This is a genomic window from Aquihabitans sp. G128 (genome assembly GCF_019048865.1).
GTDB lineage: Bacteria > Actinomycetota > Acidimicrobiia > Acidimicrobiales > Iamiaceae > Aquihabitans.
Genome location: NZ_CP077604.1, coordinates 3,793,022 through 3,808,520 on the forward strand (window position 1 = coordinate 3,793,022; position 15,499 = coordinate 3,808,520).

The 15,499-nt window shown below is 73.4% G+C and carries 10 protein-coding genes and 5 pseudogenes; 13 read left to right on the forward strand and 2 right to left on the reverse strand.

From position 1 onward, the window contains the following. Positions 1-698 precede the first annotated feature (698 nt). The 5 genes and pseudogenes from rpsL to rpsJ all read left to right on the forward strand — a co-directional run bounded on the left by rpsL (position 699) and on the right by rpsJ (position 5,330). Positions 699-1,070 carry a 30S ribosomal protein S12 gene (gene rpsL, locus KSP35_RS18205; protein ID WP_216997204.1) on the forward strand — a complete coding sequence of 124 codons (372 nt, stop codon included), beginning with the start codon at positions 699-701 and terminating at the stop codon, positions 1,068-1,070. 1 nt (position 1,071) lies between these two features. Further along, positions 1,072-1,545 (forward strand): 30S ribosomal protein S7, encoded by a 474-nt coding sequence (gene rpsG / locus KSP35_RS18210; RefSeq protein ID WP_216997205.1) that lies wholly within the window; start codon positions 1,072-1,074, stop codon positions 1,543-1,545. 166 nt (positions 1,546-1,711) lie between these two features. Further along, positions 1,712-3,749: pseudogene (gene fusA / locus KSP35_RS18215) on the forward strand (elongation factor G). A 73-nt stretch (positions 3,750-3,822) separates the two neighbouring features. Continuing rightward, positions 3,823-5,010, forward strand: a complete 1,188-nt coding sequence (gene tuf, locus KSP35_RS18220) for an elongation factor Tu (protein ID WP_216997206.1) — start codon at positions 3,823-3,825, stop codon at positions 5,008-5,010. Then, on the forward strand, positions 5,010-5,330 hold the full coding sequence (rpsJ, locus tag KSP35_RS18225) for a 30S ribosomal protein S10 (protein WP_216997207.1): 321 nt from the start codon (positions 5,010-5,012) through the stop codon (positions 5,328-5,330). Before tuf ends, rpsJ begins: the two co-directional genes overlap by 1 nt. A 93-nt stretch (positions 5,331-5,423) precedes the next feature. On the opposite strand, the gene KSP35_RS18230 is transcribed toward rpsJ, so the two are convergent. Both KSP35_RS18230 and KSP35_RS18235 read right to left on the reverse strand, forming a co-directional pair. Next, a complete protein-coding gene (locus KSP35_RS18230; RefSeq protein WP_216997208.1) occupies positions 5,424-6,566 on the reverse strand; it encodes a glycosyltransferase family 4 protein in 1,143 nt (380 codons plus the stop codon). Then, positions 6,563-7,327, reverse strand: coding sequence for a glycosyltransferase family 4 protein (locus KSP35_RS18235; RefSeq protein ID WP_216997209.1), 765 nt, complete (start codon positions 7,325-7,327; stop codon positions 6,563-6,565). Before KSP35_RS18235 ends, KSP35_RS18230 begins: the two co-directional genes overlap by 4 nt. A gap of 672 nt (positions 7,328-7,999) precedes the next feature. Between KSP35_RS18235 and KSP35_RS26140 the strand changes: the two are divergent. The 8 genes and pseudogenes from KSP35_RS26140 to asnB form a co-directional block, all read left to right on the forward strand. Then, positions 8,000-9,647: pseudogene (locus KSP35_RS26140) on the forward strand (Gfo/Idh/MocA family oxidoreductase). Between the two features lies 1 nt (position 9,648). Beyond that, entirely contained in the window at positions 9,649-9,837 is a 189-nt protein-coding gene (locus tag KSP35_RS24750; protein ID WP_254126843.1) for a hypothetical protein, read from the forward strand. Beyond that, positions 9,798-10,772: pseudogene (locus KSP35_RS18250) on the forward strand (DegT/DnrJ/EryC1/StrS family aminotransferase); the annotation flags it as partial. The gene KSP35_RS24750 and the pseudogene KSP35_RS18250, both read left to right, overlap by 40 nt. A gap of 78 nt (positions 10,773-10,850) precedes the next feature. After that, a pseudogene (locus KSP35_RS26145) lies at positions 10,851-10,943 on the forward strand (DegT/DnrJ/EryC1/StrS family aminotransferase); the annotation flags it as partial. 70 nt (positions 10,944-11,013) lie between these two features. Beyond that, the gene (locus KSP35_RS18260; protein ID WP_216997210.1) at positions 11,014-11,919 is read left to right on the forward strand and encodes a DegT/DnrJ/EryC1/StrS aminotransferase family protein; all 906 of its coding nucleotides are present in this window, start codon (positions 11,014-11,016) and stop codon (positions 11,917-11,919) included. Next, positions 11,916-12,662, forward strand: coding sequence for a sugar transferase (locus KSP35_RS18265; RefSeq protein ID WP_217002283.1), 747 nt, complete (start codon positions 11,916-11,918; stop codon positions 12,660-12,662). Before KSP35_RS18260 ends, KSP35_RS18265 begins: the two co-directional genes overlap by 4 nt. Continuing rightward, positions 12,659-13,981, forward strand: coding sequence for a glycosyltransferase family 4 protein (locus tag KSP35_RS18270; protein WP_216997211.1), 1,323 nt, complete (start codon positions 12,659-12,661; stop codon positions 13,979-13,981). The genes KSP35_RS18265 and KSP35_RS18270 overlap by 4 nt, the downstream gene beginning before the upstream one ends. Beyond that, positions 13,927-15,477 (forward strand): annotated as a pseudogene (gene asnB, locus KSP35_RS18275) (asparagine synthase (glutamine-hydrolyzing)); the annotation flags it as partial. The gene KSP35_RS18270 and the pseudogene asnB, both read left to right, overlap by 55 nt. Between the last annotated feature and the right edge of the window lie 22 nt (positions 15,478-15,499).

Genomic DNA, 15,499 nt, shown 5'->3' on the forward strand with positions numbered 1-15,499 from the left:
ACACGGCATCGATGCCCAGGTCGCGCAGGAACGCCTCGTGCTCGGCCAGGTTGGTGCCGCCGGGCAGGGCGGCCTCGAAGCGCGGCCTGCGCCGCGGCGTCGGCGCCGGGGCGGGCGGCGCGGGCCCGGGCCTGCTGCCAGCGGGCCCAGCGGCGGAAGCGGATGGTGGCCGGCCGGTCGACGTGGCGCCGGGTGCGGTCGATGCGGGTGGAAGGGCTCCGGAGCCGTCGGGTGAAGGCGGCTTCGAGCCCCGTGACCGCGGCGTGGACGCTGGAGGAGACCTCGGCGTCGGGCAGGCGGACCACCTCGAAGCCGACGCCGGCCAGCTCCGCGACCAGGTCGGGGGCGTCCCAGGACAACCCCAGCACCGGGGTGCAGGACCCGCGGAGGCGCTCGGCCAGGCCGGTGCGGACCACGTAGCGGACCGCGAAGCTGATGGTGATCGGGATCAGCACCCGGGGGCGGGCGCTGCCGGCGTAATCCTGGGTCATGGCGGCACCCTCCCGGCCCCGTGCCCGCTGCCGCCCGGGCGGCCGAGGTGGCCGCTCCGGGGCTGGTCGGGGCGACGACGATGGTAGCGGTCGGTCCGGTGGGCCCCGTTTGCTCGGCGGGCGGGCGGCCTCCTAGCATGTCCCTTCGGCTCAACGACGGATCTCCGCGTTGCCGCCACATCATCGAAGCAGTCGAGAGGTTCGTTCGTGCCCACCATCCAGCAGCTGGTCCGCAAGGGCCGCCAGGACAAGCCCACCAAGGGCAAGACGCCGGCACTGAAGGGCGCGCCCCAGCGTCGTGGGGTGTGCACCCGGGTGTACACCAACACCCCCAAGAAGCCGAACTCCGCCCTCCGGAAGGTCGCCCGCGTGCGCCTCTCGAGCGGCGTCGAGGTCACGGCCTACATCCCCGGCGAGGGCCACAACCTGCAGGAGCACTCCATCGTGATGGTGCGCGGCGGTCGTGTGAAGGACCTCCCCGGCGTGCGCTACAAGATCATCCGCGGCACGCTCGACACCTCGGGCGTGAAGGACCGCAAGCAGGCACGCAGCCGTTACGGCGCGAAGAAGGAAGGCTGACATGCCCCGCAAGGGTCCCGCACCCCGCCGTGAGCTCATGCCCGACCCGATCTACCGGTCGGTCGTGGTCACCCAGGTCGTCAACAAGGTCCTGCAGCGCGGCAAGCGCTCCACGGCCGAGCGCATCGTCTACGGCGCCCTCGACATCGTCGCCGCCAAGACCGGCTCGGACGATCCGGTCGCCACGCTGAAGCGGGCCGTCGAGAACGTCAAGCCCCAGCTCGAGGTGCGCAGCCGCCGCGTCGGTGGCGCCACCTACCAGGTCCCGGTCGAGGTGAAGCCCCGCCGAGCCAATACACTGGCCATCCGGTGGCTCGTGGGGTACTCCCGCCAGCGCCGTGAGAAGACCATGGCCGAGCGCCTGGCCAACGAGATCCTCGATGCCAGCAACGGCATCGGCGCTTCCGCCAAGCGGCGGGAGGACCTCCACAAGATGGCCGAGTCCAACAAGGCCTTCGCCCACTACCGCTGGTAGCCGGCACCAACATCTGAATCCGGGAACCCCTGGGGCTCCCACCCCACGACCGGGTCCGCTTCCGAGCGGTGCCCGGTCGTGGCATGTATCCACACACGACGCGAACAGAGACGAAGCAGATGGCGAAACCCATCCCCCCTCGAAGCGGTACCGCAACATCGGGATCATGGCCCACATCGACGCGGGCAAGACCACCACCACCGAGCGCATCCTCTACTACACCGGCAAGACCTACAAGATCGGTGAGGTCCACGAGGGCGGCGCAGTCATGGACCACATGGTCCAGGAGCAGGAGCGTGGCATCACGATCACCTCCGCCGCCACCACCACCTTCTGGAACGACCACCGGATCAACATCATCGACACCCCCGGCCACGTCGACTTCACGGTCGAGGTCGAGCGCTCGCTGCGCGTGCTCGACGGTGCCGTCGCCGTGTTCGACGGCGTCGCCGGCGTCGAGCCCCAGACCGAGACGGTCTGGCGCCAGGCCGACAAGTACGGCGTGCCGCGCATGTGCTTCGTCAACAAGCTGGACCGCCTCGGCGCCAACTTCTACGACGCCGTCGAGTCGATCAAGGAGCGCCTCGGCGCCAACGTCGCCGTGCTGCAGATCCCGATCGGCTACGAGGGCGACTTCTCCGGCGTGGTCGACCTGCTGAAGATGAAGGCCATCGTTTGGAACGGCGAGGAGCTGGGCGCCAAGTTCGACGTCACCGACATCCCCGCCGACCTGCAGGACAAGGCCGACGAGTACCGCCAGCTGCTGCTCGACGTGGTGTCGTCGCACGACGACGACGTCCTGGAGAAGTTCCTGGGCGACGAGGAGATCACCGAGGCCGACCTCAAGAAGGCCATCCGGCGCGCCACCCTCGCCAACGAGATCGTCCCGGTGCTCACCGGCTCGGCGTTCAAGAACAAGGGCGTCCAGCCGCTGCTCGACGCCATCGTCGACTACATGCCGTCGCCGCTCGACCTCCCGCCCACCAAGGGCACCGCCCTCAAGGGCGGCGCCGACGAGACCCGCGACCCGGACCCCAAGGCGCCGTTCTCGGCCCTGGCGTTCAAGATCGTGGCCGACCCGCACGGCAAGCTCACCTACTTCCGGGTCTACTCCGGCACCCTCAACAAGGGCGACAGCGTGCTCAACAGCCGCACCGGCCAGAAGGAGCGCGTCGGGCGCATCCTCCTGATGCACGCCAACAACCGGGAGGACCTGGACTTCGTCGCGGCGGGCGACATCGCCGTCGGCATCGGCCTCAAGAACACCCGCACCGGCGACACCATCTCCGACGAGAAGCACGCCATCATCCTGGAGAACCTGGAGTTCCCGGAGCCGGTGATCCAGGTGGCCGTGGAGCCCAAGACCAAGGCCGACCAGGACAAGATGGGCAAGGCCCTCTACTCCCTGGCCGAAGAGGACCCGACCTTCGTCGTCAAGACCGACGAGGAGACCGGCCAGACCCTCATCTCCGGCATGGGCGAGCTCCACCTCGAGGTGCTGGTCGACCGCATGCAGCGCGAGTTCAGCGTGGAGGCCACCGTCGGCAAGCCCCAGGTGGCCTACCGCGAGACCATCACGCGGGACGTCGAGAAGCACCGGTACACCCACAAGAAGCAGACGGGTGGCTCCGGCCAGTTCGCCGACGTCACGATCGCCCTGCACCCGGCCCAGCCGGGCGAGGGCTACTCCTTCGAGGACAAGATCACCGGCGGGCGCATCCCCAAGGAGTACATCGGCCCGGTCGACCAGGGCATGCAGGCTGCGCTCGACTCGGGCGTGCTGGCCGGCTTCCCCCTCGTCGACGTGAAGGCCGTCCTCCTCGACGGCTCCTTCCACGACGTCGACTCCTCCGAGATGGCGTTCAAGATCGCCGGCACCATGGCGTTCAAGGAAGCCGCTCGCATGGCCAAGCCCGTCCTCCTCGAGCCGATCATGGCCGTCGAGGTCGTCACGCCCGACGAGTACATGGGCGACGTCATGGGCGACCTCTCCTCCCGCCGCGGCAAGGTCGGCGGCATGGAGCAGCGGGGCAACGCCCAGGTCGTCCGTGCCGACGTCCCCCCTCTCGGAGATGTTCGGCTACTCGACCGACCTCCGCTCCCGCACGCAGGGGCGAGCGAACTACACCATGCAGTTCGACAGCTACCAGCAGATGCCGGGCAACATCCAGGAAGAGATCGTCGCCCGCGTGCGCGGCGAGTAGCTCTCCTCCTCTTCTCCTCCATCCTCCGTACGTCACACGTCAACACAGGCAAGAAAGGTTCCAGGCACCCGCCATGGGCAAAGAAAAGTTCGAGCGCAACAAGCCGCACCTGAACATCGGCACGATGGGTCACATCGACCATGGCAAGACGACGCTGACGGCGGCGATCACGAAGACGTTGCACGATGCGGATCCGACGACGGCGTTCACGCCGTTCGACATGATCGACAAGGCTCCTGAGGAGCGTCAGCGTGGGATCACGATCAACATCTCGCACGTGGAGTACGAGACGGCGAACCGTCACTACGCGCACGTCGACATGCCGGGTCACGCGGATTACATCAAGAACATGATCACGGGTGCGGCGCAGGTGGATGGGGCGATCTTGGTGGTGGCGGCCACCGATGGTCCGATGCCCCAGACGCGTGAGCACGTGTTGTTGGCTCGTCAGGTGGGTGTGCCGTCGATCGTGGTGGCGTTGAACAAGGTCGACATGGTCGATGATGACGAGCTGCTCGAGCTGGTCGAGATGGAGGTCCGCGAGCTGCTGACCGAGTACGAGTTCCCGGGTGATGACACGCCGGTGGTCCGGGTTTCGGCGTTGAAGGCGCTGGAGGGTGATGCGGCTGCGGCGGCGCAGGTGCTGGAGCTGATGTCGGAGGTGGATGCGTTCGTGCCGGAGCCGGTGCGTGACGTGGACAAGCCGTTCTTGATGCCGATCGAGGACGTGTTCTCGATCACGGGTCGTGGGACGGTGGTGACCGGCAAGGTCGAGCAGGGTGTGGTCCACACCGGTGACGAGGTCGAGATCGTGGGGATCAAGGCCACGCAGAAGACGACGTGCACGGGTGTGGAGATGTTCCGGAAGCTGCTCGATGAGGGCCAGGCCGGGGACAACATCGGTGCGTTGCTGCGGGGCACGAAGAAGGAGGAGGTGGAGCGGGGTCAGGTGCTGTGCAAGCCGGGCAGCATCACGCCGCACACGAACTTCGAGGGTGAGGTGTACGTGTTGACCAAGGAGGAGGGTGGCCGTCACAAGCCGTTCTTCGGGAACTACCGGCCGCAGTTCTTCTTCCGGACCACGGATGTGACCGGCACGGTGTCGCTTCCGGAGGGCACGGAGATGTGCATGCCGGGTGACAACACGCAGATGACGGTGGAGCTGATCAACCCGATCGCCATGGACGAGGGTCTGCGCTTCGCCATCCGTGAGGGTGGCCGCACCGTCGGCGCCGGCCGCGTCACCAAGATCCTCAAGTAATGGCGGACAACAGCAAGATCCGGATCCGGCTCAAGGCGTACGACCACGAGGTCATCGACCAGTCCACGAAGAAGATCGTGGAGACCGTCGTCCGCACCGGGGCCACGGTCCGTGGCCCGATCCCGCTGCCCACCGACAAGCACCGCTACACGGTGATCCGGTCGCCGCACAAGTACAAGGACTCCCGCGAGCACTTCGAGATGCGGGTCCACAAGCGGCTCCTCGACATCGTCGAGCCCACGGCCAAGACGGTGGACTCGCTCCAGCGCCTCGACCTGCCGGCCGGCGTCGACATCGAGATCAAGATCCAGCAGGGCTGAGCCCGGGCTCCGGCCCACCGACCTGCCCAGCACTGCCACGAGCGCCCCTCCGGGGGCGCTCGTGCGCGCCCGGGCCCCCGCCCGCCGGGTGGCTCAGCCCAGCAGCGCGGCGAGCCACCGGGGCCCGACCACCGCAGCCGCGTGGTGCGCGGCCACGTGGCGGCGGAGGGCGGCGGTCCGAGCCTCGGTGGCACCGGGGTCCTCGAAGCAGCGGCCGACCGCGGCGGCGAAGGCCGGGAGGTCCCAGCCGTCGACCACCAGGCCGCGACCGTCAGCCAGCAGGGCGGGCAGGCCGCCGGTGGGCGTCGCCACCACCGCGATGCCTCGCAGGCCGGCCTCCAGCGCCACCAGGGGCAGCGGGTCCTCGCGACTGGTGATGGCCAGGACGGCGGGCGGGCCGACGTCGTCCCACGGTGCGTCGGTGGGCGGGTCCCAGGCCGTGGCGAGGTCGGCCCCGACAGCCCACGCCTCGGACCCGGATGGCGCGCCGCCGATCCACCGGCTCGCCACCTCCGGGTGCCGGCGACGGAGCTCGTGGGCCACGGCCACGAAGCGGTCGGTGCCCTTGCGCCAGCTCGGCGCGCCCATGCCGAGCAGCACCGGTCCGGCCAGGGAGCCGGGGCGCGACCCCGGCGCAGGCGTGGGGCCCGGGACCGGCTCCTCGGCGGTGCCGGGCACCAGCTCCACCCGCTCGGCGCCCGCGGCGCGGGCCAGGTCGGCCACGGGCGCGCAGACGGCCAGCACCCGGTCGGCGGCGTGGAGCAGGGGCGCGAGGGCGTCGGTCGGCAGGGAGCGGGAGAGGGCGACGGCCAGCTCGTGGAGGTGGACGACCGTGCGGCACCCGGCGGGCAGCGCCGGGCGCACCGCCTGCCAGAGCGCCCAGGCGCCGGCGCCCTGCACCAGGACGACGTCGGGCGATGGGAGGGGGCGCAGCCGCCGTCGCCACTCGATCCCCCGGACCGCAGCGGCGCTCGGCGCCCGGCCCGATTGGGCGAGGCCGGCGGCGACGGTCCCGGCGAGCGTTCGCCCGACGCGGGGCCCCAGGGCCACGACCGCCGCGCCGGACCGCTCGAGGTCGATGCGCACCGGTCCGTCCCGCCCGGCCACCACGTGGAGGTCGAGCGCGGGGGACCCGGCGTCAGCCGTGGCCTGCCAGCGGGCGAGCCGGGCCAGCGCGATGGGCACGCCGGTGCGCTCCAGGTCGTGGAGGAGCACCCAGGCCGTCGGGCGGGTCACGGTGGCCCGCCCACGCACGCCGCCCACACGACCGGGGCCTGGTGGTCGGTGGTGAGGTGGGCCGCCTCCGTGCGCAGGGCGGCCCCGGCCCGGGCGCGAGCCGCAGGGTCGTCGAGCAGGGCACCGGCCCGCTGGGCCAGGCCGATCACGTCCCCTGCCGGTGCGACCAGGTGGGCCGAGCCGCTGCGGGCGAGGAGGTCGGCAGCGCCGCCGGTCGCCCACGTCACCACCGGCACGCCACGGGCGCCCGCCTCGGCCGCCACCAGCGGGAACGGGTCCTCCCGCGCGGTGTGGAGCAGCAGGCCCTGGTGGGGCCACCACGGCTCCAGGTCGGCGCGGTCGCCGACGAGATGGAGCCGGCCGCCGAGGCCGGCGGCGGCGATGTCGGCGGTGACGAGCGCCCGTTGCGCCGGATCGCCGGCGCCGATCCAGGCAGCCCGCAGGTGGGGGCGGGTGGCGGCGAGGAGGGCGACGACGGCGACGAACGCGTCGGCGCCCTTGCGCGCCGCCAGCGAGCCGACGCCGAGCACGTCGACGGGCGCCGGGGCGTCGCTCGCAGCGACGGGTCGGGGCGGGACCTCGGCGATGGGCTCATCGACGGCCGTGACGAGCGGGCGGGCGATCCCGAAGCGATCGGCCAGCATGCGAGCCGTCCAGTCGCCCGCGGCGACGAAGTGGTCCACCCGGGCGAGCAGCGAGGCCCGCTGCGCCGGCAGCACCCGATCGGCCACGCCGTCGAGCTCGTGGACCCAGCAGACCAACGCGCGCCTGGTGGGGCGAGAGCGGCGGCCGGCGCGAGGGCGGCGAGCGTGTTGGCGATCACGAGCGTGGGTTCCGTGCGGCGGCGGCCGAGCGCCGCCCGCTCGGCCAGCCACCACAGGGCCCGGTGGGGCAGGTGCTGAGCCGCCAGGGCGTGGTCGGCGAGGTCGAGGGCCCGAGCGGCGCGCCCGTCGGCGACCACCGTCGGGGCGAGCGCCTCGTACGCACCGAGCAGGGGCCCGCCCCGCCGCAGCACCACCGACAGGTCCGCCGCGCCCGACCTCGCCAGCCAACGGGCCAGCTCCAGCGCAGCGGCCGGCGCGCCGGTGCGGCTGGCGTCGTGGCCCACGAGCAGGACCCGGGGTGCAGGTGGCACGTCGCGCATCCTTCCAGGTCGCCACGCCGGTCGAGGCCCGTCCCGCAACACCACCCCGAACTTGTGGGCCCACACCGCCGAAAACGGCAGCGTCAGCCCACAAGTTGCGGAGGAGGCGGGACGGTCGAGGCCCGTCCCGCAACACCACCCGAACTTGTGGGCCCACACCGCCGAAAACGGCAGCGTCAGCCCACAAGTTGCGGAGGACGGCGGGCGCTACGGGGCCTCACGGGGTCGGAGCTAGGTTCTCGGGTCCCGGAGCGGCTGAGTAGGTTGTCCGCCCGGGGGAGGGCACGACATGGACGCGACCAGCACGCGGAACGAGCACGGGGTCCGGGTGGCCGTCGTGGGCTGCGGCGCGTGGGGCCGCAACCTGGTGCGCACCCACGCCGGCCTCGGCTCGCTGGTCGCCGTCGTCGACCCCGTCCCGGCGGTCGCCGCAGCCCAGGCCGAGGCCTACGGGGTCGCAGCCCGCACCTTCGCCGAGGTGGTGGCCGACCCCGAGGTCGACGCCCTGGTCATCGCCGCGCCCGCGGTGGACCACGCCCGGCTGGCCATCGAGGCGCTCGAGGCCGGCAAGCACGTCTTCGTGGAGAAGCCGCTGGCGCTCACGGTGCCCGACGCCGAGGCGGTCGTGGCTGCGGCCGCCGCCGCCGGGCGCACCCTGATGGTGGGGCACCTGCTGCAGTACCACCCGGCGTTCCTGAAGCTCAAGGAGCTCGTGGAGCGGGGGGCGCTGGGCGAGCTCCGCTACCTCTACTCCAACCGCCTGAACCTCGGGCGCATCCGCCAAGAGGAGAACTCGCTCTGGAGCTTCGCCCCCCACGACCTCTCCATGCTGCTCGCCCTCGTCGGCGAGGAGCCCGACGAGGTGACCGCCACGGGAGCCAGCTTCCTCAACCGCGGCGTGGCCGACGTGACCACCACCCACCTTGCGTTCCCCAGCGGGCCGCGCGCACGTCTTCGTGTCCTGGCTGCACCCCTTCAAGGAGCAGCGGCTGGTGGTGGTCGGCAGCGAGGCGATGGCCGTGTTCGACGACACGCTGGGCTGGGACCAGAAGCTGGTGGTCTTCGAGCACGGGGTCGACTGGGTCGGCGGCGTGCCGACGCCAGCCCGGGCCGAGCCGTCGGCCATCCCGCTGGAGGCCACCGAGCCCCTGCGCGTCGAGTGCGAGCACTTCCTCACCGCCGTCGCCACGGGCGTCCCGCCGCGGACCGACGGCGTCGAGGGCCTGCGGGTCCTGACCGTGCTGGCGCGGGCCCAGTCGGCGCTCGCCGACGACGAGAACGCCCTCGTCGGGGCCGGCGGGCCGCCCGCCGACGATGCGGCCCTAGCCTCGACGGACGTGGCTCCTCCGTCCCGCCAGGTCGACCCCACCGCCACCGTGCACGAGACCGCGGTGGTCGACGGCGACGTGCAGGTGGGGCCGGGCACCAGAGTGTGGCACTTCTCCCACCTGCTCGGCGGGACCACGATCGGCGCCGACTGCACCCTCGGCCAGAACGTGGTGGTGGGGCCCGACGTGTCGGTCGGTGACCGCTGTCGGATCCAGAACAACGTGAGCGTGTACGCCGGGGTGACGCTGGAGGACGGGGTGTTCTGCGGCCCGTCGTCGGTGTTCACCAACGTCTACAACCCTCGGGCCGAGGTGTCGCGCAAGGACGAGTTCCGCGCCACCCTGGTGCGCGAGGGCGCCACGATCGGCGCCAACGCCACCATCGTGTGCGGGAACGAGATCGGCGCATACGCCTTCATCGGCGCCGGGGCGGTCGTGAACCGGCCGGTGCCGGCCCACGCCCTGGTGGTGGGCACGCCCGCTCGCCAGATCGGGTGGATGAGCCACGACGGCGAGCGGCTCGGCGACGACCTGGTGTGCCCACGCAGCGGCCGCCGCTACGAGGTGGCCGACGGCGGCCTGCGCGAAGTCGGATCGACAGGAGGCTGACGTGCAGTTCATCGATCTCGCCGCCCAGCAGGCGCGCATCCGAGCCGAGGTCGACGCCGGCATCGCCCGCGTGCTGGACCACGGCCGCTACATCATGGGCCCCGAGGTCGCGGAGCCGAGGCCGCCCTCGCCGCCTTCGTCGGCGACGGCGAGGTGGTCTCGTGCGCCAGCGGGACCGACGCCCTGGTGATGGCGCTGCTCGTGCGCGGCGCCGGGCCGGGTGACGCCGTGTTCGTGCCGGCCTTCACCTTCGCCGCCACGGCCGAGGCGGTCGCCCTCCTCGGCGCCACCCCGGTGTTCGTCGACATCGACCCTGCGACCTACAACGTCGATCCGGGCTCGCTCGCCGCGGCGATCGACGGCCTGCCCGACGGCCTGCGGCCGGCCGGGGTCATCCCCGTCGACCTCTTCGGCCTCCCGGCCGACTACGCGGGCATCGATGCCGTGGCCGAGGCCCACGGCCTGTGGGTGATCGCCGATGCGGCCCAAGGCTTCGGCGGGGCCGTCGGCGACCGCCGGGTGGGCCGCTTCGCCCCGCTGACCACGACCTCGTTCTTCCCCGCCAAGCCGCTGGGCTGCTACGGCGACGGCGGCGCGGTGGTGGCGCTCGACCCGGCCGACGCGGCCGTGCTGCGGTCGGTGCGGGTGCACGGATCGGGCTCGGACAAGTACGACAACGTCCGCCTCGGCATCAACGGCCGCCTCGACACCATCCAGGCCGCCGTCCTCCTGCCCAAGCTGGCGATCTTCGCCGACGAGCTCGATCGGCGGGCCGCGGTGGCCGCCCGCTACGGCGAGGCCCTCTCGGACCTGGTGGCCACCCCGGTGGTGCCCGAGGGGGTCCGGTCGGCGTGGGCCCAGTACACGATCCGGGTGGGCAACCGCGCCGACGTGGTCGCCGCCCTCTCGGACCGGGGCATCCCCACTGCGGCGTACTACCCCCTCCCGCTCCACCGGCAGACGGCCTACGCGCCGCACCCGGTGGGCGCCGGCGGCATGGCCGCCACGGACCTCGCGGCCGACGAGGTGCTGAGCCTGCCGATGCACCCCTACCTCGAGCCGGCCGACCAGGACCTGGTGATCGACGCCCTGCGCGTGGTCGCCCGTCCCGGGGCGGAGCGGTGAGCGCCCTGCCGGCCGAGGCGGCGCCCATCGCCTTCGCCCCGCCGTCGATCGAGGAGGCCGACATCGAGGCGGTCACGCGTGCTGCGCTCGGGCTGGTTGAGCACCGGCAGCGAGTGCGAGCAGTTCGAGGCGGAGCTGGCGGCGTACACCGGTGCACCGCACGTCCTGGCCGTGTCCTCGTGCACCGCCGCCCTCGAGATCGCGCTCGACGCCCAGCACCTCCGCCCCGGCGCGCGTGGGCGTGCCCACGTGGACCTTCGCCGCCTCTGCGTCGTCGGTGGTGCGCGCCGGTGGCGTGCCGGTCCTGCTCGACGTCGACGAGGACACCCTGAACCTGTCGCCCGCGGCGCTGGAGGCCGCCCTCGGCGAGGGGCTCGACGGGGTGGTGCTCGTGCACTTCGGCGGCGTGCCGGTGGCGCCCGAGGTGCTGGACCTGGCTGCAGCGGCCGGCGCCTTCGTGGTCGAGGACGCCGCCCACGCCCTCGGCGCCACCGACCACCGCGGCCCCATCTCCGGCCTGGGCACCGTCGGGGCGTGCTTCTCCTTCTACGCCTCGAAGAACCTCACGTCGGGCGAGGGCGGCGCCCTGGCCACCCACGACCCCGAGCTGGCGCAGTTCGCCCGGAGCCACCGCCTCCACGGGCTCTCCAACGACGCCTGGAAGCGCTACCGGATCGGCGCCGACCCGTCCTACGACCTCCAGGAGCCCGGCCTCAAGGCGAACCTGCCCGACATCCTCGCGGCGCTCGGCCGGAGCCAGCTCGCCCGCTTCGACGCCCTCCAGGCCCGGCGGCGCCAGCTGGTGCGCCGGTACCGCGACCAGCTGGCGACGCTGCCGGGCCTGCGGGTGGTGCCGCGCGAGCTCGACGAGCGCTCCGCCGACCACCTCCTCGTGGTGCTGCTCCCCGAGGGCGTGGCGCGCGGTCCCGCCATCGCCGCCCTCTCCGAGGCGCGCATCGGGTCGAGCGTCCACTTCCGGCCGCTGCACACCTTCTCCTGGTACGCCCAGCACGCGCCGACCGGTCCGGGGGGCGTGCCGGTGGCGGACCGGCTGCGCGAGCGGGCGCTGAGCCTGCCGCTGCACGCCGGGCTCACCGATGGCGACGTCGACCGCGTCGTCGCGGTGCTGGCGCAGGCGCTGGCGTGACCGGCGCGCCCGGCACGGCGCACGGGCCGTCGTCCTGGCTGGTGCTGCGGGGCGCCCTCATCGACCGGCTGGCCGCGCTGGTCCTCGCCCCGGTCGTCGCGCCGGTGGCGCTCGTCCTCGCCCGCCGGGTGCGCCGGGAGGACGGCCCGCCTGCCGCGCTGGCCCTCGACCGCATCGGTCGTGGCGGCCGGACCTTCGGCATGTGGAAGCTGCGGACCATGCGAGCCGAGCGCCCCGGGGGCGCGGCGTCCGGTGCGGTGATCACCGCAGGGGTCGACGCGCGGGTCACCCCGTTCGGCGCCGTGCTGCGGCGCTGGCGGTTGGACGAGCTGCCGCAGCTGCTCAACGTGGTGCGAGGCGACATGGCGCTGCTGGGACCGAGGCCGGAGACGCCGAGCATGGTCGACGGCGGCGATCCCGCATGGCGGGCCGTGCTGGCGGTGCGGCCGGGCATCGCCGGGCCCACCCAGCTGCTGGTCGACCGGTGGGAGGCCGAGCTCCTGTCCCAGGCCGGCCAGGAGGAGCAGTACCGGGAGACGGTCCTGCCGGTGAAGCTGGCCGTCGACCGCTGGTACGTCGAGTCGGCGACGCCGGTGCTCGACGCCGTCGTGCTGTGGTCCCTGGCCGAGCGGTTCGTCCTCGGCCGCCACCGCACCCGCATAGAGGCCCGCATCCGCCGGGACGTGCCGGCTGCCGTCGCCGTGCCCGTCGGCGACGGCGCGACCCGGACGAGTGCGGCGTGAAGGTCACCTTCGTGGCCGCGAACTACGCGCCCTCGGTGGGGGGCGCGCAGGAGCACGTGCGCCAGGTCGCCGAGGGCCTGGCCGGCCGGGGCCACCAGGTCGACGTCATCACCACCGATGCCGAGCGGCCGCCGTCGGGCTCCGATCCCGGCCGAGTCGGGCCCCGGCGGGAGGTCCTGGGCGGGGTGGCCGTCGAGCGGTACCCCGTCGCCCACCGGCTCGCCCGGCTCCACCGGGACGCCCGCCGCGTGCGGCGCCGCGTCCGGCCGCCCGTCCACCTCGGGACGCCGGTGGCCACCCCGCTCGAGTGCGGCCCGCTCAGCGCCCGGATGGCGCTGGCCGTGCGCGCCGCCCACCGCCGGAGCGACGTCGTCGTGGGCTGCTCCTCCCCGTTCCTGACCATGGTCGCCCCGCCGTACCTCCGGGGATCCGGCCGGGCCGCCAGCGTGGCGATGCCGTTGCTGCACCTCCGCCTCGAGGGCTTCCACCCCTGGATCGGCCGGGCGCTGGTGCGCTGCGAGGGCGTGACGGCGTCGACGTCGGACGAGCGCCGCGTGCAGGTGGGCCTCGGCGTCGACCCGGGCGCCGTGGCGCTGCTCCCGCCCGGCACCGACCCGGCCGCGTTCCCGCCGATCGAGCAGGCGACCGCCCGGGCCCGGCTCGGGCTGCCCGAGGGCCCCACGGTGGGCTACCTGGGCCGGCTGGCCCCGCACAAGGGGATCGACACCCTGCTCGACGCCGCGCCCGCGATCTGGGCTGCGGTGCCCGGCACCACGGTGGTGGTGGCCGGGGCCTCCGCCGGGTGGGACGGGGCCGCGCAGCGACAGCGAGCGCTCGCGGATGATCGCCTGGTGGTGCGCGGGGCGTTCGACGAGGTCGACAAGGCCACGTGGTACGCCGCCTGCGACGTCGTCGCGTTCCCCTCCCGGGAGGAGTCCTTCGGCATGGTGATGGTGGAGGCGTGGGCGGCCCGGCGCCCGGTCGTCGCCGCCGACGTCCACGCCGTGCGGACGATCGTGCGCGACGGGATCGACGGCCTGCTCGTTCCGGTGGGTGACGCAGCCGCCCTGGCCGCTGCGGTGGTTGACCTCCTGCGGGACCCCGACCGGGCCCGTGGGTTCGGCCGGGCCGGCCGGGCGCGCCGAGGCCGAGCTGTCGTGGGCGGCCATCGTCGACGGCTGGGAGGCCTTCCTCGCCGAGACCGTCCCGCGCCGGGCCGCCGGCCGGGCCGGGAGGCGAGGCTGACGTGTGCGGGATCACCGGGATGCTGGTCCGAGACGGGATCGACGACGTCGACCGTGGCGAGGTCGCGGCCCTGACCGCGCTGATGGCGAGGCGCGGGCCGGACGACCGGGGGCAGTGGGACGACGGCTCGTGCGCGCTCGGGTTCCGACGCCTGTCGGTGATCGACCTGACCGAAGCGGGCCACCAGCCCATGGCGACGCCGGACGGCTCCCACGTCCTGGTGTTCAACGGCGAGATCTACAACCACCGGGAGCTGCGGCGCGAGCTGGAGGCGGAGGGGTGCCGGTTCCGCTCGAGGTCCGACACCGAGGTGGTGCTGCTGGCCCTGGCCACCTGGGGACGCGACGCCCTCGCCCGGTTCAACGGCATGTTCGCCCTCGCCTGGTACCGGCCTGCGGAGCGCGCCTTGCTGCTGGCGCGGGACCCGGTCGGCATCAAGCCGCTCTCGTGGTGGTGGTCACCCGAGGCGTTCGTGTTCGGGTCGCAGTACGACCAGGTGGTCCGCCACCGGCGCTGCGAGCGCAGCCGGGTCGACGACGACGTGCTCGGCCTCTACCTGCGGCTCGGCTTCGTGCCCCCGCCGTACGGCCTCATCCGTGGCACCGGCCAGGTCGAGGCCGGCCACTGGCTCGAGGTGCTGCCCGGTCGGGCGCCGCAGACCGGCTGCTTCCGCAGCCTCGCCGAGGCGCCCCCGCCGGCCGAGCGCCTGCGGGGCCGAGCGGCCGACGAGGCGGTGGCCGAGGCGGTGGACGCCGCGGTCGCTCGCCAGCTCGTCAGCGACGTGCCCGTCGGGGTGTTCCTGTCCGGGGGGATCGACTCGCCGCTCGTGGCCTCGGCCATGGTCCGGGCCACGGCCGATCCGGTCCAGGCGTTCTCGATCGGCACGGACGACCCCGCCATGGACGAGTCGGCGGCGGCGCGGGCCTACGCCGAGGTGCTCGGCGTGGAGCAGGAGCTGCGGACCATCCGCGGCGAGGACGCGCTCGGCCTGCTCGACGACGTCGCCCACGCCTACCCCGAGCCGTTCGGGGACTACTCGTCGTTCCCCACGCTGCTCGTCTCCCAGCTCGCCGCCGAGCACGTGAAGGTCGTGCTCTCGGGCGACGGCGGCGACGAGCTCTTCTGGGGGTACCCGCGCTTCGCCAAGGTGCGGCGGGCGCGCCGGTGGTTCGGGCTTCCCACCGCGGCGAGGTACGGCGCCTACGCGGCGTCGAAGCCGCTCCCCACCCATCGCCGACCCGCCCGCGGCATCCTCTTCCCCACGCTCGGCGACTGGTACCTCGATGCCCACTCGGGGGTCCGCGACGCCGACCTGGAGCAGTTCGCGCCCCAGCTCGCCGGCCTCCCGCCGGGCTTCGACCGCTTCGACCTGGCGGGCCTGCCGAGCGACGACGAGCTGCTGCAGTGGGTCCGGCGCAACGAGCTCGGGTGCCACCTGCCCATGGTCCTGCAGAAGGTCGACCGGGCCAGCATGTTCCACGGCCTCGAGGTGCGGGTGCCGCTGCTCGACCTGGAGGTGGCCGACCTGGCGGCGAGGGTCGACCCGACCGCCGCGCTGCAGGGCGCCACCGGCAAGGTGGTCCTGCGTCGGG